21 protein-coding genes and 3 pseudogenes are annotated in these 24556 nt (G+C 73.8%); 18 read left to right on the forward strand and 6 right to left on the reverse strand.

Features of this window, described 5'->3' with window-relative positions; all coding sequences use genetic code 11:
* The first annotated feature begins 29 nt into the window (after positions 1 to 29).
* Together AC230_RS14465 and AC230_RS14470 are read left to right on the forward strand one after the other, a co-directional pair.
* Positions 30 to 1097, forward strand: a complete 1068-nt coding sequence (locus tag AC230_RS14465) for a helix-turn-helix domain-containing protein (protein ID WP_049716586.1) — start codon at positions 30 to 32, stop codon at positions 1095 to 1097.
* Between the two features lie 143 nt (positions 1098 to 1240).
* Positions 1241 to 2230 (forward strand): malate dehydrogenase, encoded by a 990-nt coding sequence (locus tag AC230_RS14470; protein WP_049716587.1) that lies wholly within the window; start codon positions 1241 to 1243, stop codon positions 2228 to 2230.
* 87 nt (positions 2231 to 2317) lie between these two features.
* On the opposite strand, the gene AC230_RS14475 is transcribed toward AC230_RS14470, so the two are convergent.
* Together AC230_RS14475 and AC230_RS14480 are read right to left on the reverse strand one after the other, a co-directional pair.
* Positions 2318 to 2593 carry a hypothetical protein gene (locus AC230_RS14475; protein ID WP_049716588.1) on the reverse strand — a complete coding sequence of 92 codons (276 nt, stop codon included), beginning with the start codon at positions 2591 to 2593 and terminating at the stop codon, positions 2318 to 2320.
* 160 nt (positions 2594 to 2753) lie between these two features.
* A complete protein-coding gene (locus AC230_RS14480; RefSeq protein WP_049716589.1) occupies positions 2754 to 3152 on the reverse strand; it encodes a DUF4440 domain-containing protein in 399 nt (132 codons plus the stop codon).
* Between the two features lie 222 nt (positions 3153 to 3374).
* Here AC230_RS14480 and AC230_RS14485 point away from each other — a divergent pair, with 222 nt between their 5' ends.
* The 5 genes from AC230_RS14485 to AC230_RS14505 are packed head-to-tail and all read left to right on the forward strand — an operon-like array spanning position 3375 to position 10532.
* Positions 3375 to 4877 carry an aldehyde dehydrogenase family protein gene (locus AC230_RS14485; RefSeq protein WP_049716590.1) on the forward strand — a complete coding sequence of 501 codons (1503 nt, stop codon included), beginning with the start codon at positions 3375 to 3377 and terminating at the stop codon, positions 4875 to 4877.
* A 55-nt stretch (positions 4878 to 4932) separates the two neighbouring features.
* Positions 4933 to 6507: a GMC family oxidoreductase gene (locus AC230_RS14490; protein ID WP_049716591.1), complete on the forward strand. Its 1575-nt coding sequence runs from the start codon at positions 4933 to 4935 to the stop codon at positions 6505 to 6507.
* The gene (locus AC230_RS14495) at positions 6504 to 7592 is read left to right on the forward strand and encodes a quaternary amine ABC transporter ATP-binding protein (RefSeq protein WP_049716592.1); all 1089 of its coding nucleotides are present in this window, start codon (positions 6504 to 6506) and stop codon (positions 7590 to 7592) included. Before AC230_RS14490 ends, AC230_RS14495 begins: the two co-directional genes overlap by 4 nt.
* Positions 7589 to 9574 (forward strand): ABC transporter permease subunit, encoded by a 1986-nt coding sequence (locus tag AC230_RS14500; protein WP_049716593.1) that lies wholly within the window; start codon positions 7589 to 7591, stop codon positions 9572 to 9574. Before AC230_RS14495 ends, AC230_RS14500 begins: the two co-directional genes overlap by 4 nt.
* Positions 9564 to 10532 carry an ABC transporter substrate-binding protein gene (locus AC230_RS14505; protein WP_049716594.1) on the forward strand — a complete coding sequence of 323 codons (969 nt, stop codon included), beginning with the start codon at positions 9564 to 9566 and terminating at the stop codon, positions 10530 to 10532. The genes AC230_RS14500 and AC230_RS14505 overlap by 11 nt, the downstream gene beginning before the upstream one ends.
* Positions 10533 to 10617: 85 nt before the next feature.
* On the opposite strand, the pseudogene AC230_RS14510 reads toward AC230_RS14505, so the two are convergent.
* Both AC230_RS14510 and AC230_RS14515 read right to left on the reverse strand, forming a co-directional pair.
* A pseudogene (locus tag AC230_RS14510) lies at positions 10618 to 11817 on the reverse strand (glutathionylspermidine synthase family protein); the annotation flags it as partial.
* 5 nt (positions 11818 to 11822) lie between these two features.
* Positions 11823 to 12140 carry a hypothetical protein gene (locus AC230_RS14515; protein ID WP_049716595.1) on the reverse strand — a complete coding sequence of 106 codons (318 nt, stop codon included), beginning with the start codon at positions 12138 to 12140 and terminating at the stop codon, positions 11823 to 11825.
* A gap of 130 nt (positions 12141 to 12270) precedes the next feature.
* Between AC230_RS14515 and AC230_RS14520 the strand changes: the two are divergent.
* Positions 12271 to 12519: pseudogene (locus AC230_RS14520) on the forward strand (isocitrate lyase/phosphoenolpyruvate mutase family protein); the annotation flags it as partial.
* 137 nt (positions 12520 to 12656) lie between these two features.
* Positions 12657 to 13532, forward strand: coding sequence for an aminoglycoside phosphotransferase family protein (locus AC230_RS14525; protein WP_049716596.1), 876 nt, complete (start codon positions 12657 to 12659; stop codon positions 13530 to 13532).
* Positions 13533 to 13560: 28 nt separating this feature from the next.
* Here AC230_RS14525 and rocD read toward each other — a convergent pair whose 3' ends face one another.
* Positions 13561 to 14775 (reverse strand): ornithine--oxo-acid transaminase, encoded by a 1215-nt coding sequence (gene rocD / locus AC230_RS14530; RefSeq protein ID WP_049716597.1) that lies wholly within the window; start codon positions 14773 to 14775, stop codon positions 13561 to 13563.
* 185 nt (positions 14776 to 14960) lie between these two features.
* Between rocD and trpS the strand changes: the two genes are divergently transcribed.
* From trpS to AC230_RS14545, 3 genes are all read left to right on the forward strand, one after another.
* Complete coding sequence (trpS, locus tag AC230_RS14535) at positions 14961 to 15974, forward strand: tryptophan--tRNA ligase (RefSeq protein ID WP_049716598.1); 1014 nt, start codon at positions 14961 to 14963, stop codon at positions 15972 to 15974.
* 125 nt (positions 15975 to 16099) lie between these two features.
* Positions 16100 to 16708 (forward strand): 2'-5' RNA ligase family protein, encoded by a 609-nt coding sequence (locus AC230_RS14540; protein WP_049716599.1) that lies wholly within the window; start codon positions 16100 to 16102, stop codon positions 16706 to 16708.
* 223 nt (positions 16709 to 16931) lie between these two features.
* Positions 16932 to 17816, forward strand: coding sequence for a YihY/virulence factor BrkB family protein (locus AC230_RS14545; RefSeq protein WP_049716600.1), 885 nt, complete (start codon positions 16932 to 16934; stop codon positions 17814 to 17816).
* Here AC230_RS14545 and AC230_RS14550 read toward each other — a convergent pair.
* Positions 17813 to 19222 (reverse strand): D-alanyl-D-alanine carboxypeptidase family protein, encoded by a 1410-nt coding sequence (locus AC230_RS14550; protein ID WP_422125587.1) that lies wholly within the window; start codon positions 19220 to 19222, stop codon positions 17813 to 17815. The genes AC230_RS14545 and AC230_RS14550 overlap by 4 nt on opposite strands.
* A 10-nt stretch (positions 19223 to 19232) precedes the next feature.
* Between AC230_RS14550 and AC230_RS33720 the strand changes: the two genes are divergently transcribed.
* The 6 genes and pseudogenes from AC230_RS33720 to AC230_RS14580 all read left to right on the forward strand — a co-directional run bounded on the left by AC230_RS33720 (position 19233) and on the right by AC230_RS14580 (position 24553).
* Positions 19233 to 19514, forward strand: a complete 282-nt coding sequence (locus AC230_RS33720) for an SCO4848 family membrane protein (RefSeq protein ID WP_049716602.1) — start codon at positions 19233 to 19235, stop codon at positions 19512 to 19514.
* Positions 19515 to 19644: 130 nt separating this feature from the next.
* Positions 19645 to 21237, forward strand: a complete 1593-nt coding sequence (locus AC230_RS14560) for an ABC transporter substrate-binding protein (RefSeq protein ID WP_078871246.1) — start codon at positions 19645 to 19647, stop codon at positions 21235 to 21237.
* A 99-nt stretch (positions 21238 to 21336) separates the two neighbouring features.
* Positions 21337 to 21744, forward strand: coding sequence for a YybH family protein (locus AC230_RS14565; protein ID WP_107082136.1), 408 nt, complete (start codon positions 21337 to 21339; stop codon positions 21742 to 21744).
* Positions 21745 to 21842: 98 nt separating this feature from the next.
* Positions 21843 to 22432, forward strand: a pseudogene (locus AC230_RS14570) (isochorismatase family protein).
* 93 nt (positions 22433 to 22525) lie between these two features.
* The gene (locus AC230_RS14575; RefSeq protein ID WP_049716604.1) at positions 22526 to 23446 is read left to right on the forward strand and encodes a TNT domain-containing protein; all 921 of its coding nucleotides are present in this window, start codon (positions 22526 to 22528) and stop codon (positions 23444 to 23446) included.
* Positions 23447 to 23560: 114 nt separating this feature from the next.
* A complete protein-coding gene (locus AC230_RS14580) occupies positions 23561 to 24553 on the forward strand; it encodes an aldo/keto reductase (RefSeq protein WP_049716605.1) in 993 nt (330 codons plus the stop codon).
* Positions 24554 to 24556: the final 3 nt, after the last annotated feature.

The raw sequence follows: 24556 nt of genomic DNA on the forward strand, positions 1-24556 counted from the left end.
GTACGCAGGGGGACGATGGGGGAGGGGCCATGCCTCGCTGGAGAGCGTTGCCGGAGGAACTCGACCCGCAGGTGCGGGAGTTCGCCGAACAGTTGCGCAGGATCGTGGAGCGGAGCGGGCTGGGCATCGGTGCGGTCGCCGACCGCACCGGGTACAGCAAGACCTCGTGGGAGCGGTACCTCAACGGCCGGCTGCTGCCGCCGCGCGGCGCCGCCGACGCGCTCGCCGAGGCGACGGGCACCGACGTGGGGCACCTGGGCACGCTCTGGGAGCTGGCGGAGCGCGCCTGGAGCCGCGCCGAGCTGCGGCACGACGTGACGATGGAGGACCTGCGGGTCGCGGAGGCGAAGGCGGCGCTGGGCGTCGGCCCCGCCCCCCAGCCCGCCGCGCCGCAGACCGCCGCCCCCCAGCCCGCCGCGCCGCGGACCGTTCGGGCGCGGTCCGAGCCGACGCGGCTGGAGGAGCGGGCCGCGGCCGCGTTCGGGGCGGAGGGGCTCGCGGAGGCGCCGCCCCCGCCGGCGCCCGCGCGCCCGGACGGCGACGTCGACGTACGGGCCAGGGCCATCCCCCTGGCGGACGGGCGCCCCCGCCGTCCGGGCCGCCGCCGTCCGGTGCTGCTGTTCACCACCGGTGTCCTCGGCACCCTGCTGGTCGCCGTCTCGGCCGTGCTGCTGCTCGGCAGCGGGCCGGAGGGCGCGCAGCGGGCCGCCCCGCTGGCCGCCGCCCCCTCGGCGGGGGGCCGGGCGGCGCTGCCCGCGGGCGTCGGCTGCACGGGCGGCGGCTGCACGGGCAAGGACCCGGAGACCATGGGCTGCGGCGGGCAGCACGCGACGACGGCCGGTTCGGCGACCGTCGGCGAGGCGTATCTGGAGGTCCGCTACAGCGACACCTGCAAGGCCGCCTGGGCGCGGATGACCCAGGGCGCCCCGGGCGACAGCCTGCGCGTCAGCGCCGCCCGGAGCAGCGGTGCCGGCCGCATAGGGCGCGGCACGGACGGCCACACCACGATGGTCGCCGTCTCCGCCCCCGGAGAGGCCACGGCCTGCGCCGTCCTGACCTCCGGAGAGCAGGGGTGCACGGTCCCGCGGACGCCGTAGCGCCGGGTGAGGCGTCCCACACCGGTTCCGTCCTCCGGGCAGGGCACCGTCGGATAGCCTGACGCCCGGATCTCTTGATACCGAGAGAGGTCCGGACAACATGGGCAGGGACACCCACCGCCAGTTCGCAGCAGGAGATCGCCATGACCCGCACTCCCGTCAATGTCACCGTCACCGGCGCGGCCGGTCAGATCGGCTACGCGCTGCTCTTCCGCATCGCCTCCGGTCATCTCCTCGGCGCCGACGTGCCGGTCAAGCTGCGACTCCTGGAGATCCCGCAGGGTCTCAAGGCGGCCGAGGGCACGGCGATGGAGCTCGACGACTGCGCGTTCCCGCTGCTGCGCGGCATCGAGATCACCGACGACCCGAACGTGGCCTTCGACGGCGCCAACGTCGCGCTGCTCGTCGGCGCCCGCCCCCGCACCAAGGGCATGGAGCGCGGCGACCTGCTGGAGGCCAACGGCGGCATCTTCAAGCCGCAGGGCAAGGCCATCAACGACCACGCCGCGGACGACATCAAGGTCCTCGTCGTCGGCAACCCGGCCAACACCAACGCGCTGATCGCCCAGGCCGCCGCGCCGGACGTGCCGCGCGAGCGCTTCACCGCGATGACCCGCCTCGACCACAACCGCGCGGTCTCGCAGCTCGCGAAGAAGACCGGCGCCGCCGTCTCCGACATCAAGCGCCTGACGATCTGGGGCAACCACTCCGCCACCCAGTACCCGGACATCTTCCACGCCGAGGTCGCCGGCAAGAACGCCGCCGAGATCGTGAACGACCAGGCGTGGCTGGCCGACGAGTTCATCCCGACCGTCGCCAAGCGCGGCGCCGCCATCATCGAGGCCCGCGGCGCCTCCTCGGCCGCCTCCGCCGCCAACGCCGCCATCGACCACGTCCACACCTGGGTCAACGGCACCGCCGAGGGCGACTGGACCTCCATGGGCATCCCGTCGGATGGCTCCTACGGCGTCCCCGAGGGACTCATCTCGTCCTTCCCGGTCACGGTCAAGGACGGCGTGTACTCGATCGTCCAGGGCCTGGAGATCAACGAGTTCTCCCGCGCCCGCATCGACGCCTCCGTCAAGGAGCTGGAGGAGGAGCGCGAGGCGGTCCGCGGGCTCGGCCTCATCTGAGCCCTCCGCCCGGTGACGCAGGACAGCGGCCCCGGACCGACGCTCTGAACGTCGGTCCGGGGCCGCTGTCCTGCGTCACCGGGTCTCTCAGTGGTCGAGGTGCGTCACGCTGGTGAACTCGGCGCAGACGGTCATCTGCCGCATCCGCCCGTCCCGGTGGATCCTGACGCCCCAGCTGGTGTCGCCGTCGTGGAAGGTGGCGACGACGGAACCGTCGCGTCCGACGACGGCGGTCGTCGTGGTCGCGCAGGGCCCCTCCTCCGCCGACTCCCCGTCAGCCGCGGCCGCCGCCACGGCGGTTGAGCCCGCGGCGAAGGCGGCGACGGCGGCCAGAACGGCGATGCGGCTGCGGCGGCGTCTCATCCGGTCTCTCCCCTGGCGCGAACCCGTCGGTGCGGCGGTCCCGTCGATGCCGGTCCCGTCGGTGCGGCGGCCCTGCGCGAGCCCCCCTGGTCCAGGCTGACAGCGGCGGCCCCGCCGTGCACAGGCCCAATCGGCTGAATCCCCGGCCGCCGGCCGCCGTTCAGGGCCGGTCGTACCAGGTGACCGCCGCGATCCGCCAGCCCTGCGGGGTGCGGACGAACTGGATGTGCTTGGTCCCGCCGCCCTCGAACGGCACCCCGTCCAGCGTCCCGGACTTGCGGTACTCGAGGCGGCGCGTCGCGATGTCCCCGGCGATCTCGGTCCGTTCGGACGTCTCCCACTCGGTGAACTCCACCAGCCGGCCCCCGGTCAGCAGCCGCTGCCGGGGTGCGGCGAACTCCTCCACCGAGTACGCGGCGAACTCCGGCCCGGTCCTGACGATCACTCCGCCGGGCAGGAACAGCCCCCGGATCCGCCCCACGTCGACGGCCCTGCCGCCCCGGTTGTCGAAGAGCCCGAAGAACTCTTCGGTGATCACGTCTATTTCGGCCTTGGACATGACGTGACGATAAGCCCCGGAAGCCCGTGTCAACGGGCCGGACGGGCCCTCGCGCCCCCGCTCCCGCCCGGCCCGTCCCGGCATGTCACAGAAGGGGCGGGCGTGATTCAGGTCACCTTTCGGGCCTGTTGAGGCATACGTCGGGCCGTTCCGGTTAGGCGCCGCGCGTTGACGGCCGAGCGCTGGGCGCCCGGCCACTCGCATACGCACGGAAGGCAGACGATGTCCGGAGTCGAGACGATCCACGTGGACGGAGTGTGGCGGGGCGCCGCATCCGGTGACCGGCGGGAGGTGCTCGACCCGGCCGACGCCAAGGTCCTGGCCGTCGTCGCCGAGGGCGGCGCCGCCGACGCGGACGCCGCGGTGGCCGCGGCCCGGCGGGCGTTCGACGACGGCCCCTGGCCGCGCACCCCCGTCGCCGAGCGCGCGGCCCTCCTGCGCCGCGTCGCCGACCTGCTCCAGCGCGACCGCGAGGAGATCGCGCTCGTCGAGAGCCGCGACACCGGCAAGACGCTGGAGGAGGGCCGGGTCGACGTGGACGACGTCACCAACGCCTTCCGGTACTTCGCCGACCTCGTCGTCGCAGAGGGCGGCGGTCGCGTCGTGGACGCCGGGAGCGACACCGTCCACAGCGTCGTCGTCCACGAGCCCGTCGGCGTCTGCGCGCTCATCACCCCCTGGAACTACCCGCTGCTCCAGGCCAGTTGGAAGATCGCCCCGGCGCTCGCCGCGGGCAACACCTTCGTCGTCAAGCCCAGCGAGATCACCCCGCTGTCGACCGTACGCCTGATCCGCCTCCTCGTCGAGGCCGGACTGCCCGCCGGTGTCGCCAACATCGTCACCGGCCCCGGCGACCCCGTCGGCGCCCGCTTCTCCGAGCACCCGGACGTCGACCTCGTCTCCTTCACCGGCGGACTCGCCAGCGGCACCCGGGTGATGGCCGCCGCCGCCCCCACCGTCAAGAAGGTCGCCCTCGAACTCGGCGGCAAGAACCCCAACGTCGTCTTCGCCGACGCCTGCGCCACCGACGAGGGCTTCGACACCGCCGTGGACCAGGCCCTCAACGCCGCGTTCATCCACAGCGGCCAGGTCTGCTCGGCCGGTTCGCGGCTGATCGTCGAGGAGTCCGTCCGCGACCGCTTCGTCACCGAACTCGCCCGCCGCGCCGAGAAGATCCGCCTCGGCCGCGGCACCGAGCCGGGCGTCGAGTGCGGCCCGCTCGTCTCCGCCGCGCAGCTCGCCAAGACCGAGGCGTACGTGGCGTCCGCGCTCGCCGAGGGCGCGGTGCTGCGCTGCGGCGGCGCCCGCCCCGAGCCGAGCGAAACCCGGCCCGCCACCGGCTACTTCTACGAGCCGACCGTCCTCGACCGGTGCAACCGCGGCATGCGGGTCGTCCGCGAGGAGACCTTCGGCCCGATCCTCACCGTCGAGACCTTCCGCACCGAGGACGAGGCCGTCGCCCTCGCCAACGACACGGAGTGCGGCCTCGCCGGCGCCGTCTGGACCCGCGACGCGGGGCGCGCCCGCCGCGTGGCCGGCCGGCTGCGGCACGGCACCGTGTGGATCAACGACTTCCACCCCTACCTGCCGCAGGCGGAGTGGGGCGGCTTCGGCAAGTCCGGCACCGGCCGCGAACTCGGGCCCGCCGGACTCGCCGAGTACCGCGAGACCAAGCACGTCTACCAGAACCTCGCGCCCGCCCCCGTCCGCTGGTTCGCCGGCTGACCCACGCACACCACTCACCAGCGAAGCACCTTCAGCAACAGAGGAGTAGCCCCGTATGCCCCCCGCAGTTGGCCCCGCAGTTGAGAAGATCACCGCTGACTACGTCGTCGTCGGCGGCGGCACCGCCGGTTCGGTGATCGCCTCCCGCCTCGCCGAGGACCCCGGCACCCATGTCGTCGTCATCGAGGGCGGCCCCACCGACATCGACCGCCCCGACGTCCTCACCCTGCGCCGCTGGCTCGGGCTGCTCGGCGGCGACCTGGACTACGACTACCCCACCACCGAGCAGCCGCGCGGCAATTCGCACATCCGCCACAGCCGCGCCCGGGTGCTCGGGGGCTGCTCCTCGCACAACACCCTCATCTCCTTCAAGCCGCTGCCCGGCGACTGGGACGAGTGGGCCGCCGCCGGCGCCGAGGGCTGGGACGTGGCCTCCATGGACCCGTACTTCGGCAAGCTGCGCAACAACATCGTCCCGGTGGACGAGAAGGACCGCAACGCCATCGCCCGCGACTTCGTCGAGGCCGCGCGGAAGACGGCGGACGTGCCGCGCGTCGAGGGCTTCAACAAGGCCCCCTTCCACGAGGGCGTCGGCTTCTTCGACCTCGCCTACCACCCCGAGAACAACAAGCGGTCCTCCGCCTCCGTCGCCTACCTCCACCCCCACATCGAGGCCGGCGACCGCCCCAACCTCCGCATCCTGCTGGAGACCTGGGTGCACCGGCTGGAACTGGACGGCACCCGCGCCACCGGCGTCCGCGCCCGCACCGCGGACGGCCGGGAACTGCTGGTCGAGGCCGGCCGCGAGGTCGTCCTGTGCGCCGGCGCCGTCGACACGCCGCGGCTGCTGCTGCACTCCGGCATCGGCCCCAAGGCCGACCTGGACGCCCTCGGCATCCCCGTCGTCCACGACCTGCCGGGCGTCGGCGAGAACCTGCTCGACCACCCCGAGTCGGTGATCGTCTGGGAGACCGACGGGCCGATCCCCGAGAACTCGGCGATGGACTCCGACGCGGGCCTCTTCGTCCGCCGGGACCCCGACTCCACCGGTCCCGACCTGATGTTCCACTTCTACCAGATCCCCTTCACCGACAACCCCGAGCGCCTGGGCTACGAGAAGCCCGAGCACGGCGTGTCGATGACCCCCAACATCCCCAAGCCCCGCAGCCGCGGCCGCCTCTACCTCACCAGCGCCGACCCGGCCGTCAAGCCCGCCCTCGACTTCCGCTACTTCACGGACGAGGAGGACTACGACGCCCGCACCCTGGTCGACGGCATCAAGCTCGCCCGCGAGATAGCCAAGGCCGAGCCGCTGGCCGGCTGGCTCAAGCGCGAGGTCTGCCCCGGCCCGGAGATCACCACGGACGAGGAGATCAGCGAGTACGCCCGCAAGGTCGCCCACACCGTCTACCACCCGGCCGGCACCTGCCGCATGGGCGCCGCCGACGACGAACTCGCCGTGGTCGACCCCCAGTTGCGCATCCGCGGCCTGGACGGCGTGCGCATCGCCGACGCGTCCGTCTTCCCGACGATGCCCGCCGTCAACCCGATGATCGGCGTGCTGATGGTGGGGGAGAAGTGCGCGGAGCTGCTTGCCCGGACCCCGGCCGGAAGGGGGGACGGCCAGTGACCGCTGCCGATACCCGCGTCGCGGACCAGCCGCCCGTCTTCTCCGTCCGCAACCTGTGGAAGGTCTTCGGGCCCCGGGCCGAACGGGTGCCCGCCACCCCCGAACTGGCCGAGCTCTCCCCCGAAGCCCTGCGCGAGCGCACCGGCTGCACGGTCGGCGTCCGCGACGTCTCCTTCGACGTCCGCCCCGGCGAGGTCTTCGTCGTCATGGGCCTCTCCGGCTCCGGCAAGTCCACGCTCGTGCGCTGCCTCACCCGGCTCATCGAGCCCACCAGCGGCAGCATCGCCATCGACGGCGAGGACGTCTGCGCCATGGACCGGAACGCGCTGCGCGAACTGCGCCGCCGCCGCGCCGCCATGGTCTTCCAGCACTTCGGCCTCCTGCCGCACCGCACCGTGCTCGACAACGTGGCCTACGGCCTGGAGATCCAGGGCGTCCCCAAGCTCCGCCGCCGCGCCAAGGCCGCCGAGATGATCGAGAAGGTCGGCCTGTCCGGCATGGAGGGACGGCGCCCCGCGCAGCTCTCCGGCGGCCAGCAGCAGCGCGTCGGCCTCGCCCGCGCGCTCGCCGCCGACCCCGAAGTCCTGCTGTTCGACGAGCCGTTCAGCGCCCTCGACCCGCTGATCCGCCGCGACATGCAGGAGGAGGTCGTCCGGCTGCACCGCGACGAGGGCCGCACCATGGTCTTCATCACCCACGACCTCGCCGAGGCCCTGCACATCGGCGACCGCATCGCGCTCATGCGCGGCGGACGCGTCGTGCAGTGCGGCACCCCCGAGGAGATCGTCGGCTCCCCGGCCGACGACTACGTCCGCGACTTCGTCCGCGACGTCCCCCGGGAACAGGTCATCACCGTGCGCCGGGCCATGCGCCCGGCCACCCTCGCCGAGGCCCGGGGCTCCTCCGGGCCCACCGTCGCGGCGGGCACCACCGTCGCCGAGGCCATCGACGTCGTCGCCCGCGACGGCAGCCCCGCCCGCGTCCTCGACGACGGACGGTGCGTCGGCATCGTCGACTTCAAGTGCCTGCTGCGCGTCGTCGCGGGGCTCGAAGGCCCGGGCCGCCTGGAGAAAGCCGCCGCATGAGCACCACCGGTACCACCACCCCCCGTTCCGTGGCCACGGCTCCCCGGGCCCAGGAGCCCGCGGGCCGTCTCCGGGCGCTGCTGCGCCGGCCGGCCGCCCGCAGGCTCCTGCCCCTGGCCGCGGCCGGGGCGGTGCTCGCCCCGCTCGCCCACGTCCTGTGGGGGAGCGAGGCCTGGCCCGACGCGCTCAGCGTCTCGCTCGACGGGCCGCTCCGCTCGGCCGGCGACTGGATCGTGGACAACCGCGACAGCCACTGGCTCTTCCTGTACTTCTTCGGCTACGTCAGCGCGGGCCTCATCGCCGCCGTGCACGCCGTGTACGTCGTGCTCCTCGCCCTCGGCTGGGCCGGAGTGACGGCCGGCGCGGCGCTGGTCGCCTGGCGGGCTGCGGGCGTACGGGCCGGCGTCACCGCCCTCGCGTCGTTCGCCGTCTGCGGGCTGCTCGACATGTGGGTGCCCACGATGCGCACCCTCGCGCTGATGGTCGTCGCCGTCGTCGCGTCGGTCGTCGTCGGCGCGCTCCTCGGCCTCGCGGCCGGGCTGTCGGAGCGCGCGTTCCGCGTGCTGCGGCCCGTCCTCGACACGATGCAGGCGCTGCCCGCCTTCGCGTACCTGCTCCCCGTCGTCCTGGTCTTCGGCATCGGCGTCGCCCCCGCTGTCCTGGCGACGGTCGTCTACGCGGCTCCGCCGATGGCCCGGCTGACCGCCCTCGGCCTGCGCTCCACGGACCGCGGCGTCCTGGAGGCGGTCGAATCGCTCGGCGCCACGCCCCGCCAGCGCCTCCTGACGGCCCGTCTCCCGATGGCCCGCGAACAGCTCCTCCTCGGCGTCAACCAGACCATCATGATGGCCCTCTCGATGGCCGTCATCGCCTCGGTCATCGGCGCCGACGGCCTCGGCGACCGCGTCTACCAGGCCCTCTCCACGGTCGACGTCGGCGCCGCCCTCGCCGCGGGCATCCCGATCGTCCTCCTGGCCGTCGTCCTGGACAGGACGACGTCGGGACGCACGTCGCGGGCCGTCGTTCCGCGGGGCGGGACGTCGGCCCGCACCCGAACCGCCACCACGTGGGCGCTCGGCCTGGCCGCCATAGCCGCCCTGGCCCTGACCGTCCCGGACACCTGGCCGAGGTCCTGGACCGTCCGGATAGCCCGCCCGGTCAACCAGGCCAAGGACTGGCTGGTGGACCACCTCTACACCGGCCTCCCCGGCATCGGCGGCACCGCCGACTGGGCGGCCCACTACACCGGCTGGATCGTCGACCCCCTCCGCGACACCCTCCAGGGCCTCCCCTGGTGGGCCGCCCTCCTCCTCGTGGCCGCCCTCGCCAGGGCGATCGGCACCTGGCGCACCACGGCGACAGCCGTCGCGGCCCTCGCCGCCATCGGCGTCATGGGCCGCTGGACGACCGCGATGGACACCCTCTCCCAGGTCCTCGCGGCCGTCGCCGCCACGCTCGTCCTCGGCTTCGCCGTGGCCGTCGCCGTGGCGCGCAGCGCCCGCACGGAGCGGCTGCTCCGTCCGGTGCTGGACGTGTTCCAGACGATGCCGCAGTTCGTCTACCTGATCCCCGTGGTGGCCCTGTTCGGCGTCGGCCGCGCCCCGGCCGCCGCGGCGGCCGTCGTCTACGCGCTGCCGGCCGTCATCCGCATCGCGGGCGAGGGCCTGCGGGCGGTCAGCCCCGGCGCGCTGGAGTCCTCGCGCTCCCTCGGCGCGACGGGCCGCCAGCAGCTCCTCCAGGTCCAGTTCCCGCTGGCCCGGCCCGCGTTGCTGCTCGCCGTGAACCAGGCGGTCGTCCTCGTCCTGTCGGTCGTCATCATCGGCGCGCTCGTGGGCGGCGGCGGACTCGGCTACGAGGTCGTCTTCGGCCTGGCGCGCGGCGACCTCGCCGTCGGCCTGGTCGCCGGCGTCTCGATCGCCTGCCTGGGGCTGATGCTCGACCGGGTCACCCAGCCGACGAAGGGGGCGCACGATGCGCGCTAAGCACCTGGCCGCCGCCGCGGCCGCCTTCGGCCTCCTGGCCCTCACCGGCTGCGGCGCCGCCGACATGACGAAGCAGGGCTCGCCCTACGCCGACGCGGCGGGCGCGAAGTCCGTGACGCTCTCCGTCCAGTCCTGGGTCGGCGCCCGTGCCAACGCGGCCGTCGCGCAGTACCTGCTGGAGCACGAGCTCGGCTACCGGGTCGACACCGTCCAGGTGGACGAGGTGCCGGCCTGGGACGCGCTCAGCCAGGGCCGCGTGGACGCGATCCTGGAGGACTGGGGCCACCCCGAGCAGGAACAGCGCTACGTCCGCGACAAGAAGACCGTCGCCGACGGCGGCGGCCTCGGGGTCGACGGCCACATCGGCTGGTGGGTCCCGAAGTACTTCGCGGACGCGCACCCCGACGTCCTCGACTGGAGGAACCTCAACAAGTACGCGGCGCAGCTGCGCACGCCCGAGAGCGGCGGCAAGGGCCAGCTCCTCGACGGCTCGCCGTCCTACGTCACCCACGACAAGGCGCTCGTGAAGAACCTGAACCTGGACTACCAGGTGGTCTTCGCGGGCTCCGAGGCGGCGCAGATCACCCAGATCAAGCAGTTCGCCAAGGACCGCAAGCCGTTCCTGACCTACTGGTACGAGCCGCAGTGGCTCTTCAACGAGGTCCCGATGGTCGAGGTCAAGCTCCCGCCGTACACCGACGAGTGCGCGGCGAAGGGCGACAAGGACCCCGACTCCGTCGACTGCGCCTATCCCACGTCCCGTCTGAAGAAGTACCTCAACGCCGGCTTCGCCCGGAAGGGCGGCGACGCCGCGTCCTTCCTGAAGAAGTTCCGCTGGACGAAGCGCGACCAGAACGAGGTCGCCCAGCTGATGGCCGAGGACAGGCTGTCGGCGGAGGACGCGGCGGAGCGCTGGGTCAAGCGGCATCCGGACGTGTGGAAGGAGTGGGTGGCCTGACACCCGGGGCGGGCCGGGCACTCGTGGCGGGCCGGGCACCCGGGGCGGGCCGGTCCTCGGGGGACGGCCCGGCGTCCGGCGACGGCAGGATCACGTGCGGGACAAACCGCGCGTACCCGTCCGTCACCGGCCCCGCCGACTCGCGCAGGCCCAGCCCCGCCGGCTCGCCGTCCACGACCCAGGCGCCGAGCACCACGCGGTTGCCGTCGAAGTCGGGGAGGGGCGCCAGCTCCTGGTAGCAGCACGGCTCGTCGCGCGGGGCGGCGGGCGGGGCGCCGGCGGGGTGGAGCCGGACGCCGGCGCCCTCGCGCCCGAGGAGCGGCTTCGAGACGTAGCCGGGGCCGGAGGAGGCCAGGTCGCGCGGGCCGTCGAGGTGGGCGGGCAGCAGGTTCGGGTGACCGGGGAAGAGCTCCCAGAGGACCGCCAGGAGCGCCTTGTTGGAGAGCAGCATCTTCCAGGCCGGCTCGATCCACAGGGTGGAGCCCGTGCCGCCGCCGTTGTCGAGGGTGTCCAGCACGTGCGGGCCGAACCGGTCCGTGGCCAGCCACTCCCACGGGTAGAGCTTGAAGCAGGCCCGGACGAACCCGTACCGCTGGTCGACGAACCGTTGCGAGAGCCGGTCCCAGCCGATCTCCTCCATGGCGACCGCGCGGGTGTCGAGCCCGGCCTGGGCGGCCGTCTCGCGGAGGTAGGCGACGGTCATCAGGTCCTCGCCGATCTCGTCGGCGGCGGAGTGCGCGAAGTGCACGGGCGCGCCCGGCGGCAGGAGGGGCGCCTGCCGCCGCCACGCCGCGACGAGCCGCTCGTGCAGGGAGTTCCACTGGTCCGCCCCGGGGCGGTCGCCGAAGCGGTCCTCCATCCAGAACCACTGGGCGCTCGCCGCCTCCACCAGCGAGGTGGGGGTGTCCGCGTTGTACTCCAGCAGCTTGGCCGGGCCGCCGCGGCCGTCGTACCGCAGGTCGAACCGGCCGTACAGCCACGGCAGTTCGTCCCGGCGCCGCCAGGACTCGGCGACGAGGGCGGCCAGCCGCCCGTCCACGATGCCGAGTTCGGCGAGGCGGCCGGCGGTCACGATGTGCTCCGCCGCCTCCAGGCACATCGCGTGCAGCTCGGCGACGACCTGCTCCAGGGCCTCGACCTCGGCCGGCGGGAAGGAGTAGTAGGCGCTCTCGTCCCAGTACGGGCGCAGGACGCCGTCGGGGTGGCGTGTGAGGGGATAGACCACCCCCTGCTCCTCGACGGTCTCCTGCCAGTGGGGGCGCGGGGTCGTGCGGTGGCGCCGCATGCCGCTCACCCGCCGCCCGTGCCGGACGAGGAGCAGCCGAAGCCGCCCCGGTCCACGGCCTGGCTCTTGACGAACGTGCCGTTGTCGGCGTAGCCGCCCGAGGAGCGGCCGGAGCCGTAGTACCAGCGGCCCGTGCCGCCGGCCGGGCCGGAGCCGTCCTTGCACGCCTTCGCGTCCAGGACGCGGTAGCCCCGCGTCACGTCGTAGCTCTTCGGGTCGACGCACCGCTTGTCCGGCTCGGACCCGCACGACGTCAGCGCCGTCGCCAGCACGCCCATGCCGCCGAGGATCACCGTGCTCGACCGCAGTCTTCTGCCCGCCATTTCTCCAGTCCCCCGTCGTCCACAATGTCCGGACACGATAGACCGGGCCACTGACGGCGGGGCGGTCCGGGGCCGCGGGCGGGCCAAGTGGGCGGTGCCGGCGGCCGGTTGACGGCCTAGGCTGCGGTCCATGACCGACAACGCCGCCATACTGCGCTCCCCGCACCACGGACGACGGCCCGGCGACCCGCTGATCCTGCCCGGCCCCTGGGACACCGGCCCGGCCCGCGCGCTCGCCGACGCCGGCGTCGCCGCGGCGCTGGGCGTGGCGGACGGCGAGGTGCCGGCGGACGAGATGTTCGCGGTCGTCGCGAGGATCGCGCGGGCGGTCCCCGTCCCCGTCCCGGCCGACCTGGAGGACGGCTACGGGCTGCCGGCCGGGATCGCGGGAGAGCCGTGCTGACCCCCGGAACCCCGCCGCCTCCCGCGGCACGGCCGGCCTCCGGAGCGCCCGGGGCCGCCGGGGCGCCGCTCTCAGGGGCGCCGACGGCCGCGGAGACACCCCGGCTCTCCCAAGTGCCGCCGGTCCCCGCCGAGTTCGCGCGGCTCACCGCCGCCCGCGAGGGCGAGGCGGGACGGCGCTGGCTCCGCGGGCTGCCCGGGCTCCTCTCCCGGCTGCTCGGACGGTGGGGGCTCGTCCCGGACGGGGCGGTGACGCACGGGCAGGTGGGGATCGTCGTCCCCGTCGGGCCGGGCGGCGGCGCCGTCCTCAAGGTCTCCTTCCCGCACCCGGGCAACGTCCACGAGCCCGACGCGTTCGCCGCCTGGGGCGGCCGGGGCGCCGTCCGGCTCCTGGAGCGGGACGACGCCGCGTTCGCGATGCTGCTCGAACGCGCGGGCCCCGGCAGCCTCGTGGACCTCCCCGGGACCGACGAGGCGATGGCCGCGGCCGGCGCCCTCGCCCGCCGCCTGGCCGTCCCCGCCCCGCCCCGCCTGCCGCGCCTCGACGCCCGGGCGGGGGAGTGGGAGCGGCTCCTGCGGCGCGGCGACCTGCCGCCGCGCGTACGGGACGCGGCCCTGGCCGCCGTCCGCGACCTGGGCGCCGCCCAGCCGGACCTCCTCGTCCACGGCGACCTGCACGCGCGCAACGTCCTGCGCGGCGGACGCGAGGAGTGGCTGGCGATCGACCCGAAGGGCGTCGTCGGCGACCCGGCGTACGACGCCTTCACCATGGTGCGCAGCCGCCACGAGGAGCTGCTGGCGGCCCCCGACCCGGTGGCGGAGCTGCGCCGCCGCCTCGCGGTCTTCGCCGAGGCGGCGGGGCTCGACCGCCGACGGGCCGTCGGGTGGGCGCAGTTGCGCTGCGCGATGGCGGCGGTGTCGGGCCGGGAGCGGGGCGAGCAGCGGTGGCTCACCGAGGCGTACGCCTACCTGGCCGGGGCCCTGGTGTGACGGCGCGACGGCCCCGGCGTGCCGGGCGCTACCCCGCCAGCACGGCGCGGAGCTGGTCCAGCCCCCAGTCCAGGTCCTCCTTGGAGATGACCAGCGGCGGGGCGATGCGGATCGTCGAGCCGTGGGTGTCCTTGACCAGGACGCCGCGCTCCAGGAGCCGTTCGGAGATCTCGCGGCCCGTCCCCCGCGCCGGCGCGATGTCGACGCCCGCCCACAGGCCCCGGCCGCGGACGGCCTCCACCGCGCCCCGGCCGACGAGGAGGCCCAGCTCGCGGTGGAGGTGCTCGCCCAGCTCGGCGGCCCGCTCCTGGTACTCGCCCGTCCTGAGGAGGGCGATCACCTCCAGGGCCACCGCGCAGGCCAGCGGGTTCCCCCCGAACGTGGAGCCGTGCTCGCCGGGCCGGAACACGCCGAGCACCTCGCTCGACGCGACGACGGCCGACACCGGCACCACGCCGCCGCCCAGCGCCTTGCCCAGGACGTACATGTCGGGCACCACGCCCTCGTGCTCGCAGGCGAACGTCCGCCCGGTGCGCCCGAGCCCGGACTGGATCTCGTCCGCGACGAAGAGGACGTTCCGCTCGGCGGTCAGCCGCCGGACCCCCGCCAGGTAGCCGGGCGGCGGGACGAGGACGCCGGCCTCGCCCTGGACGGGCTCCAGGAGCACCGCCACCGTGTGCTCGTCGACGGCCGCCGAGAGGGCGGCGAGGTCGCCGTAGGGGACGATCTCGAAGCCGGGGGTGTACGGGCCGTAGTCCGCCCGCGCCTCGGGGTCGGTCGAGAAGCTGATGATCGTGGTCGTGCGGCCGTGGAAGTTGTTGTCGGCGACGACGATCTTCGCCCGGCCGTCCGGCACGCCCTTGACCCGGTAGCCCCACTTCCGGGCGGTCTTCACGGCGGTCTCGACCGCCTCGGCGCCGGTGTTCATCGGCAGCACCATGTCCTTGCCGCACAGCGCGGCGAGTTCGGCGCAGAAGTCGGCGTACCGGTCGTGGTGGAAGGCGCGGGAGGTGAGGGTGACCCGCTCCAGCTGGGCCCGGGCCGCGTCGAGCAGACGCCGGTTGCCGTGGCCGAAATTGAGCGCCGAGTAGCCGGCGAGCATGTCGAGGTAGCGGCGGCCCTCCACGTCCGTCATCCACGCGCCCTCGGCGCTGGTGATCACGACGGGCAGGGGGTGGTAGTTGTGGGCGCCGTGGGCCTCGGCGGCGGCGATGGCGGCGGTGCTGCGTTCCGTGGAGATCAACGTGTGCTCCGTTCAGATCCGGCAGTTCCGGCGTGCGGCGGATGGTCGCGGGGGTTCCTCCCGGTGGATCGCGGGGTTTCTCGCGATGGACGGGGCCCGCGAGGGACGGGGCCTTTTTAACACCCCTCTGACACCCCGCCCCACCGTCGGACGGACCCGGCGGCCGTACCTGAGAGAATGAGGGCATGGCCCTTGATCGTTCGCGCGTGCTCTCCGGCATCCAGCCCACCGCCGGTTCGTTCCACCTCGGCAACTACCTCGGTGCCGTCCGCCAGTGGGTGGCCCTCCAGGAGACCCACGACGCCTTCTACATGGTCGTCGACCTGCACGCGATCACGATCGCGCAGGACCCGGCCGAGCTGCGCGCCAACACCCGCCTCGCCGCGGCCCAGCTGCTGGCCGCCGGCCTGGACCCCGACCGCTGCACCCTCTTCGTGCAGAGCCACGTCCCCGAGCACGCCCAGCTCGGCTGGGTGATGAACTGCCTCACCGGCTTCGGCGAGGCGTCGCGCATGACGCAGTTCAAGGACAAGTCGGCCAAGCAGGGCGCCGACCGCACCACGGTCGGCCTCTTCACGTACCCGGTCCTCCAGGTCGCCGACATCCTGCTGTACCAGGCGAACGCCGTCCCCGTCGGCGAGGACCAGCGCCAGCACATCGAGCTCACCCGGGACCTCGCCGAGCGCTTCAACGGCCGCTACGGCGACACGTTCACCGTCCCCGCGCCGTACATCCTCAAGGAGACGGCGAAGATCTACGACCTCCAGGACCCGGCGGTCAAGATGAGCAAGTCGGCCTCCATGCCCAAGGGTCTGATCAACCTGCTCGACGAGCCCAAGGTCTCCGCGAAGAAGATCAAGAGCGCCGTCACCGACACCGACACCGTGATCCGCTTCGACCCCGAGAAGAAGCCGGGCGTCAGCAATCTGCTCACGATCTACTCCACGCTCACCGGCACGGGAATCGCGGAACTGGAGCAGAAGTACGAGGGCAAGGGCTACGGTGCGCTCAAGACCGACCTCGCCGAGGTGATGGTGGAGTGGGTGACGCCGTTCCGCGCCCGTACGCAGGAGTACCTGGACGACCCGGAGACGCTGGACGCCGTGCTGGCCAAGGGCGCGGAGAAGGCGCGCGCCGTGGCCGCCGAGACCCTGGCCCGGGCGTACGACAAGGTGGGCTTCCTGCCCGCCAAGCACTGACCGGCACGGGCTTGCACCGGGCGGATTCCGCTGAGACGTCCGTCACAGCGGACACCTGGCAGTGGGCGCGGCGCAGCCGCCACACTGACCACGGGGACCTACAGGCGCACAGGAGGGAGAACTCGATGGGGACCGTAACGCTCGGCGTTTCGATCGCGGTCCCGGAGCCGTACGGCAGCTTCCTCCAGAAGCGCCGCGAGGGCTTCGGCGACCCGCACGCCCACGGCATCCCCACGCATGTGACCCTGCTGCCGCCCACCGAGGTGGACGCCGCGGCGCTGCCCGCCGTCGAGCGGCACCTCGCCGAGGTCGCCGCCCTCGGGCGGCCCTTCCCGATGCGCCTGGCCGGGACGGGCACCTTCCGGCCGCTGTCGCCGGTGGTGTTCGTCAACGTGGTGGAGGGCTCCGCCGCCTGTTCGTGGCTCCAGAAGCGCATCCGGGACGGGGCGGGGCCGCTCGCCCGCGAGCTCCAGTTCCCGTACCACCCGCACGTCACCGTCGCCCACGGCATCCCCGAGGAGGCCATGGACCGGGCCTACGAGGAGCTCGCCGACTACGAGGCGGCCTGGACGACGGGCGGCTTCGCGCTGTACGAACAGGGCCCCGACGGCATCTGGCGCCTCGATCGCGAATACCCCTTCGGGGTGGACGCGGAGGGGACGGCCCAGGACCCTCTCCAGGCCGCGGTGCCCCACCAGCAGGGGGCCTCGCGGCCGAGCGCGACGTCCCGCTGAAGCGTTCCCCCGGCCCGCGGCCCGGCGGCCGCGTTCCCCGGGGGCAACCCCCGCACCCCCGGCCCGGGGCCTGACCCGCGCCGCAGGCGGGCCCCCGCAGACCACCCCCCGATCCTGGGACTGTGTTCCCCGGGGGCAACCCCCGGACCCCCGGCCCGAGGGGCTGCCCCGCCCCGCGGACCGGCCCCCGCAGACCACCCCCGATCCTGGGTAAACGTCGATCATGGACTGGTTGACGCGGCTGCCCCTGATCGGCCCCGTGGCGGTGCGGCTGTTCCGCACGCACGCGTGGCGCTCCTACGAGACGCTGGAGCGGGTGAAGTGGACCCGGCTCGCCGCCGCGGTCACCTTCACCAGCTTCGTGGCCCTCTTCCCGCTGCTGACCCTCGGCGCCGCCGTCACCGCCGCCGTCCTCGGCCGTGCGAAGGTGCGCGAGCTGGAGGACAGGCTCGCCGAGCAGGTGCCCGGCATCTCGCAGAACCTCGACCTCGGCGTCTTCGTCGACAACGCCGGCACGGTCGGCGTCGTCGCCGGGGCCCTGCTGCTGTTCACCGGCGTCGGCTGGGTCGGCTCCCTGCGCGAGTGCCTGCGCGCCGTGTGGGAGCTGGAGGAGAGCCCCGGCAACCCGTTCCTGCTGCGGCTCCGGGACGCGGGCGTCCTGCTGGGCCTGGGCGCCGTCGTCCTGCTCTCCCTCGGCTGCTCGGCCTTCGCGTCCGCCGCCGTGAGCTGGACCGCCGGCCGGACGGGACTGCCGTCCGGCGGCGCGGGCGGCGCGCTGCTGACGGCCGCCGGCTTCTGCGCCGGCGTCCTCGCCGACGTCCTGCTGCTGCTCTACGTCCTGACCCGGCTGCCCCGCGTCCAGCCCGCCCCGCGCACCCTGCTGTCCGCCGCCCTGATCGGGGCCGTCGGGCTGGAGGCGCTCAAGCTGGTGCTCGGCGGCTATCTGAGCGGGGTGGCGGCCAAGAGCATGTACGGCGCCTTCGGCACCCCCGTCGCCCTGCTGCTGTGGATCAACTTCACCGCGAAACTGGTCCTGTTCTGTGCCGCGTGGACGGCGACCACGCGGCACGACGCCTCCGCCGACCTGCTGCGGGACGAGGCCGGTTAGGGCTGCGGCGGACGCCTGAGCGGCCACCGGCGGTGCACCACGTACGCCGCCCCGGCCAGCAGCACGAGCGAACCGCCGGTGATGCCGACGGCCGTCCACAGCCCGCCGCCCGAGCCCGTGGCGGAGTCGGCGACCGACGCCTGCGCCTTGTCGCCCGCCCGGCCGCCGGACTTCCCGGTGTCCCGCCCGCCGGCGGCGCCCCGCGGCGGCACCAGCACACCGACCGGCTTGACGTGCCCGACGGCCTCGAAACCCCAGTCCAGCAGGGCGGCGGACTCCTTGTAGACCTCGTTGGGCTCCTTGGTCTGCGGGTTCATCACGGTCACCAGCAGTTTGCGGTCACCGTGCTGGGCCACGCCCGTGAAGGTGTTGCCCGCGTTGGTGGTGGAGCCGTTCTTCACGCCCGCGATGCCCTTGTAGAAGGGCACGCCCTGCCCGGTCAGCAGCCGGTTGGTGTTCTGGATGCCGAAGGACTCCCGCTTCTTGCCCTTCTTCTCCTCGCCGGGGAACTGCGCGGTGGCCGTCGAGCAGTACTCGCGGAAGTCCTTCTTCTGCAGCCCGGAGCGGGCGAAGAGCGTCAGGTCGTACGCGCTGGAGACCTGGCCGTCCGCGTCGTAGCCGTCGGGGGTCACGACGTGCGTGTCCTCGGCCTGGAGCTCCTCGGCGTGCGCCTGCATGTCCCGGACGGTCTGCTCGACGCCGCCGTTCATCGCGGACAGGACGTGGACGGCGTCGTTGCCGGAGCGAAGGAAGACCCCGAGCCACAGGTCGTGGACGGAGTAGGTCGACTCCTCCTTGATCCCCACCTGGCTGCTGCCCTCGCCCATGCCCTCCAGGTCCGAGGCGACGACCTTGTGCTGCTGCTCCTTGGGGAACTTGGGCAGCACCGTGTCCGCGAACAGCATCTTCAGCGTGGACGCCGGCGCCAGCCGCCAGTGCGCGTTCTTCGCCGCCAGGACCTCGCCCGACTCGGCGTCCGCGACCAGCCACGCGTCACCGCTCAGGCCCTTCGGCAGCGCCGGCGCCCCCGCCTCCGGCCGCACCTGCACCCCGGGCCGGCCCAGCAGTTCGCCGCCGACCTCGGACATCTTCGCCGGCGGCTGCTTGGGCGGCCGGCCCTTGCCGTCGGACGGGCTCTGCCCCGGGCCCGGCCGCCCGGACGGGGGCTGCGTGGCGGGCGGGGCGGAGGGGCTCGGCGGGGCGGCGAGCGCGGGCGAAACGGCCGCCAGCGGGAGCAACAGCGCGGCGGAGGCGGCCACCAGGGCCGCCCCGCGCCGCCGGACCGTCTGTGAAGTCGTCTTCGGCACGCCGGTGAACGTACCCCTCCGCCCCCGCCCCGGCGCCGAGCCGGCGGCGCGGTCCCCCTCCGAGGACCCGATAGGACCAGTGCCGGTGCCGGATCGCATACTGAAACCCATGGTGAATCCCTCCGGGTCGTCGGCCCCTCGCACCCCCGCCGTCCTCTCCCGCCCCGTGTCCTGGTTCCTGCTCGCCTTCGGCGTCTGGAGCTGGTTCATTTGGATCACTTTCGCAAAGAATCTGTGGAAGGACGGGAGCGGCCTCGCCTTCGACGACGCGGGTGAGCCGACCGCGTACTTCTGGGTCCACTTGGCGCTCGCGATTACCTCTTTCCTTCTGGGGACGGCCGTCGGCCTCATCGGGTTGCGTGGGGTCAGGGCGTTGCGGCGCACCTCATAGCGCTTCCCCGCGGCGGGCGGGGGACAGCCCGCCCGCCCCCGGATGGCCGCCGATCACTTGGCGGATTCCCCGGACGTACGCGCGTTCGTGTGTTTAGGTGAGGCGCGTCACTGGTGAAGGGGGACGCGCCATGGGGGACGCGGTCAGGGGAGCAAGCCGGAGACGCACGCGGGGCGGGGCGCCGGCCCTCGCGGCGGCGCTGACGGCGGCGGCGCTAGGCGGCTGTTCGCTGGTGTCCGGCGACGGCGGCGACGGCCGGCCGATCACCGTCGGGACGACCGACGTCGTCACCACCCTCGATCCGGCGGGCGCGTACGACGCCGGGTCGTGGGCGCTCTTCGGCAACCTCTACCAGTCCCTGCTCACCTTCGCCCCCGGCAGCGCCACGCCGGTGCCGGACGCGGCCTCGGCCTGCCGCTTCACCGACGACGGGCTGCGGACGTACACGTGCCGGCTGCGCGAGGGGCTGAAGTTCGCCAACGGACACGATCTGACGGCCCGTGACGTCAAGTTCTCCTTCGACCGGATCCTGCGCATCAGGTCCGACCAGGGGCCCGGCCCCCTGCTGTCGACCCTGCGGTCGGTCACGGCGGACGGCGCCGACACGGTGACGTTCCGCCTGCGCTCGCCGGACGCCACCTTCCCGTTCAAGATAGCCACGGGTGCGGGCTCCATCGTGGACAGCACCCTCTACCCGGCCGACCGGCTGCGCCCCGGCGACGCGGCGGACGGCTCCGGCCCGTACCGCCTGACGTCCTACGCGGCGGGCGCGAGCGCCGAGTTGACCCCCAACGACCACTACCGGGGCGCCGTCGGGAAGCCCGGGCACCCCGTCACCGTCGCCTACTTCGCCGACCCCGGCGCGATGGCGGCGGCCTGGCGGAAACGCTCCGTCGACGTCGTCTCCCGCCAGCTCCCGCCCGCCGACACGGCCCGGCTCTCGCTCGGCTCGGGGGACCGGAAGGGCTTCCGCGTCGCGGAGAACGCCTCGGCCAACACCCGCTTCCTGGTGTTCAACCTGCGCGACGGCTCCCCGCTGAAGGACGTCGCCGTCCGGCGCGCGATCGCCGCCGCCCTCGACCGCGAGGCGCTCACCCGCGACGTCCACCACCGCACCGTCGAGCCGCTCTACTCCCTGATCCCGCAGGGCGTTCCCGGCCACACCACGTCCTTCTACGACCGCTACCGGCGGCCGGACCCGGAGGAGGCGCGCCGCCTGCTGACGGCGGCGGGGGTCCGGGCGCCCGTCCGCTTCCGCCTGGCCTATTCCAAGGGCGCGGCGACGCGGGAGGAAGCGGCCGTGCTGAAACGGCAGTTGGAGGCGACGGGGCTGTTCCGCATCGACACGGAGTACGTGGAGTGGAAGACGTTCCAGGAGGGGTATGCGCGCGGGGCGTACGACGCGTTCTGTCTGAGCTGGATCGCCGACTTCCCGGACGCCGACACCTTCACCAGCCCCCTCCTCGGCCCCAACAGCACCCTGCACTCCGGCTACACCGACGAACGCGTCGCCCGGCTCATCCGCAGGGCGGAGCTGAGCAGCCCCCGCGAGCGTGCGGCGGAGACGTACCGGACCATCCAGAGGATCGTCGCCGAGGACGTGCCGCTGGTGCCGCTGTGGCAGAAGAAGGAGTACGTGGTGAGCAAGGACACCGTCTCGGGGGCGCAGTACCTGTCGGACGGGACGGGGCTCTGGCGGCTGTGGAGGCTGGGGCGGATGTGAGAGCCGTTTTGACAGGGATTTTGGACACCTCTTGATCATTTTTGGCCGGGAGTGTTGGGTCGGGGTGCTGTGTCATCGAGAACGAAGGCGGTATCCACCGTGTCCATCACCCCCGCGACCGAAGAAGCGGTGCGAGGCGTCGTCCGGGACCTCCAGGACGCGTTCAACGCCAAGGACGCCGAGGCTCTCGGCGCGGTCTACGCGCAGGACGCCACCTGGACCAACGTCATGGGCGTGCGTGCCGACGGCCGGGAGGCCATAGCCGAGGCGGCGCGCGCGGCGTTCCCGATGCTGGCGGGGCAGTTCGTCCGGTACGAGGTCGTCCGGATGCTGCCCGTCCGTCCCGATGTCGTCGCCGTCAACGTGCTCCAGCACCCGGTGACGGAGGCCGGCGAGCCGGTCGAGGGCGCCAAGGGCGCGCCGCTGTACGTGGTGTCGCGGGAGGCCGACGGCTGGAAGATCTCGGCCGGGTCCAACACCCTCGTCGCCGGTCCGGCGGGCGGCTGAGCGGGGACGTCGCATGACCGGGGACGCCGCATGACCGGGGACGCCGCATGACCGGGGACGCCGCATGACCGGGGACGCCGCATGACCGGGGACGCCGCATGACCCGGAGCGTTCCGCCCGTCGAGGCCCTGATCGTCGTCGACGTGCAGTCGGCGTTCGTCAGCGGTGACGAGGCCGTGCCCGCCGCCGCCGGACTGCTGGCCCGGATACGTCCGTTGCTCGAACGGGCGCGGGCCGCCGGCGCGTTCGTCGTCCACCTCCAGAACGACGGCGAGCCGGGCGCGTCGGACGAGCCCGGCACGCCCGGCTGGCCGCTGCACCTGCCCGTCCTGCCCGGCCCCCGCGAGGTCGTGCGCCGCAAGACGGTGGACGACGGCTTCGAGGAGACGGACCTGGAGGAGCTGCTGAGGGGCGCGGGGTGGGCTCCCCGGCCGTCTGCGGCGTGATGTCGGAGATGTGCGTCGGCGCGACGGCCCGCTCGGCGCTGGCGCTCGGCTTCCGCACCGTCCTGCCGCACGACGCCCACGCGACGTACGACATCCCGGCGGCGCCGGGGATCGCCGACGAGGTGCCCGCCGCGATGGCCTCGCGCGTGGCCGAGTGGGCGCTGGGTGACGAGGTGGAGATCGTGGCGCGGGCGGCGGACGTCCTCTTCACCGCGCCGGGGGCGGGCGGCGGGTGCGGGTGACGCGGTCGGCCGTGGCTGGAAACCCGCCTTCCTTCCCGGGGCCAATGCACGGTTGAGTTCCGTGTGTTGACCACTGATCCTCAGGAGGAAGCCATGAGAGCCACGGTCGGCATATCCATGGCCACGGCCGTCGCCGCGTGCGGCGCGTTGCTCGGACCGGCCGCCCCGGCGGCCACGGCCCACGCCCCCGCCGCCGCGCAGCCCACGGAGTGCCTCGACCCGTACCAGGGCGACTGGTCCCTCGGCCCGAAGGACGTTCCGGCCAAGGAGCCGGTGGCCGCCCTGGTGAAGGACTGGAAGCGGTTCGGGATCTATCCGACCGCCCGGTCCTTCCTCAACGACTGGAAGACCAACGACTGGCAGTGGGCCTACCCCGCGAACGACGGCTTCGCTGGGAAGCCGGTGGCCACGACGGTCGGCCCCGGCGCCGTGCTGGACCGCTTCGGCGGCACGGGCGGCTCGTTCGTCTCCCCGGCCGGCGCCGGGAAGCCCGTGACGTACGGCGAACGCTCCGTCCCGCCGTCCAACCTCCGGACGTACCGGCAGGGCGCGGCGTACGACGCCGAGTGCAACTACCACCTCTACAAGGTGAAGAAGCCCGTCACCGGCCTGAAGGGCGCCATAGCGCCCGCCTTCGGCCAGCCCGGCGGCGGCACCCAGATCAAGCTCGACAAGGACGTCAAGTCGCTGCTGGGGAACGGGTCGCTGGAGGACGTCACGCCCGGCCGGTCCCGCACGCCCCGCCGCACGGTGTCCGCCGCCCCCTCGGTGACCCTCGCCGGCCTCCCCGCCCGGCTGCGCCGGGCCGGCGTCCCCGACGCCCTGTACCGGCTGCCCGGTCTCCGCGAACCCCGGCTGCCCGCCACGGAGTTCCACGTCCTGCGCCGGGCCGCCGGCGGCCGCTGGGAGGTCGCGGTGAACGAGCGCGGCAAGGAGCGGGTGCTGGCGCGGTACGCGGACGGGTCGCGGGCGGCGTCCCGGCTGTACGACGAGGTCGTCGGGCACCTCGGGTAGGCGCGCGGGCCGCCGCTCACCGGGCGGCCGGCGGGGAGGGGCTTGCGTTGGAGTGCGCTCCAACGCCTAGCGTCGTGGACGTCCCCGGATCACAGCACTCCCAGGAGGCCCACCATGCCCACCCTTCCCGTCCGCCGACTCGGTGAACTCTCCGTCGGAGCCCAGGGGCTCGGCTGCATGGGCATGAGCCACGGCTACGGCGCGGCGGACGACGCGCAGTCGGTCGAGACCATCCACCACGCCCTCGACCTGGGCGTCACCCTCCTGGACGGCTCCGACTTCTACGGCCACGGCCACAACGAGCGGCTCCTCGGCCGGGCCCTCGCGGACCCCCGCCGCCGCGAACAGGCCGTCGTCGCCACCAAGTTCGGCTTCGCCAACAAGCTGGGCGAGCCGACGCTGATACGCGGCGACGCCGCGTACGTCCGCCAGGCGGCCGAGGCGTCCCTGCGCCGCCTCGGCGTCGACCACATCGACCTCTACTACGTGCACCGGATCGACCGGAACGTCCCCATCGAGGAGACGGTCGGCGCGATGGCCGAGCTGGTGGAGGAGGGCAAGGTGCGCCACCTCGGCCTCTCCGAGGCGGGCGCGGAGACGATCCGGCGGGCGCACGCGGTGCACCCGATCGCCGCGCTGCAGAGCGAGTGGTCGCTGTGGACGCGGGACATCGAGGCCGAGGTCCTGCCGGTCTGCCGCGAACTGGGCATCGGGATCGTCCCGTTCTCCCCCCTCGGCCGCGGCTTCCTCACCGGCCGCTACACCTCCCTCGACGGCCTGCCCGAGACGGACCTCCGCCGTACCCAGCCCCGCTTCACCGACGGCAACCTGGAGCAGAACCTGGCGATCGTCGCGCGCCTGGAGGCGCTGGCCGCCGAACGCGGCGTCACCGCCGGACAGCTGGCCCTGGCCTGGATCCAGCACCGGGGCGAGGACGTCGTCCCGATCCCGGGCACGCGCCGCGAGAAGTACCTGACGGAGAACGTCGCCGCCGCGACCCTGACCCTGTCCGCCGAGGAACTGGCGGCCATCGACGAGGCGGCCCCGGCCGACGCCGTCGCCGGCACCCGCTACGACGCGAACAGCCTCCGGTTCGTCAACGGCTGAGCC

The sequence above is a fragment of the Streptomyces caatingaensis genome (assembly GCF_001187435.1).
Lineage (GTDB): Bacteria > Actinomycetota > Actinomycetes > Streptomycetales > Streptomycetaceae > Streptomyces > Streptomyces caatingaensis.

Coding starts and splice junctions, on each gene's coding strand:
- AC230_RS14465 (WP_049716586.1), top strand. CDS start 30: ATGCCTCGCTGGAGAGCGTTGCCGGAGGAACTCGACCCGCAGGTGCGG.
- AC230_RS14470 (WP_049716587.1), top strand. CDS start 1,241: ATGACCCGCACTCCCGTCAATGTCACCGTCACCGGCGCGGCCGGTCAG.
- AC230_RS14475 (WP_049716588.1), bottom strand. CDS start 2,593: ATGAGACGCCGCCGCAGCCGCATCGCCGTTCTGGCCGCCGTCGCCGCC.
- AC230_RS14480 (WP_049716589.1), bottom strand. CDS start 3,152: ATGTCCAAGGCCGAAATAGACGTGATCACCGAAGAGTTCTTCGGGCTC.
- AC230_RS14485 (WP_049716590.1), top strand. CDS start 3,375: ATGTCCGGAGTCGAGACGATCCACGTGGACGGAGTGTGGCGGGGCGCC.
- AC230_RS14490 (WP_049716591.1), top strand. CDS start 4,933: ATGCCCCCCGCAGTTGGCCCCGCAGTTGAGAAGATCACCGCTGACTAC.
- AC230_RS14500 (WP_049716593.1), top strand. CDS start 7,589: ATGAGCACCACCGGTACCACCACCCCCCGTTCCGTGGCCACGGCTCCC.
- AC230_RS14505 (WP_049716594.1), top strand. CDS start 9,564: ATGCGCGCTAAGCACCTGGCCGCCGCCGCGGCCGCCTTCGGCCTCCTG.
- AC230_RS14515 (WP_049716595.1), bottom strand. CDS start 12,140: ATGGCGGGCAGAAGACTGCGGTCGAGCACGGTGATCCTCGGCGGCATG.
- trpS (WP_049716598.1), top strand. CDS start 14,961: ATGGCCCTTGATCGTTCGCGCGTGCTCTCCGGCATCCAGCCCACCGCC.
- AC230_RS14540 (WP_049716599.1), top strand. CDS start 16,100: ATGGGGACCGTAACGCTCGGCGTTTCGATCGCGGTCCCGGAGCCGTAC.
- AC230_RS14545 (WP_049716600.1), top strand. CDS start 16,932: ATGGACTGGTTGACGCGGCTGCCCCTGATCGGCCCCGTGGCGGTGCGG.
- AC230_RS14550 (WP_422125587.1), bottom strand. CDS start 19,222: ATGCGATCCGGCACCGGCACTGGTCCTATCGGGTCCTCGGAGGGGGAC.
- AC230_RS33720 (WP_049716602.1), top strand. CDS start 19,233: ATGGTGAATCCCTCCGGGTCGTCGGCCCCTCGCACCCCCGCCGTCCTC.
- AC230_RS14560 (WP_078871246.1), top strand. CDS start 19,645: ATGGGGGACGCGGTCAGGGGAGCAAGCCGGAGACGCACGCGGGGCGGG.
- AC230_RS14575 (WP_049716604.1), top strand. CDS start 22,526: ATGAGAGCCACGGTCGGCATATCCATGGCCACGGCCGTCGCCGCGTGC.
- AC230_RS14580 (WP_049716605.1), top strand. CDS start 23,561: ATGCCCACCCTTCCCGTCCGCCGACTCGGTGAACTCTCCGTCGGAGCC.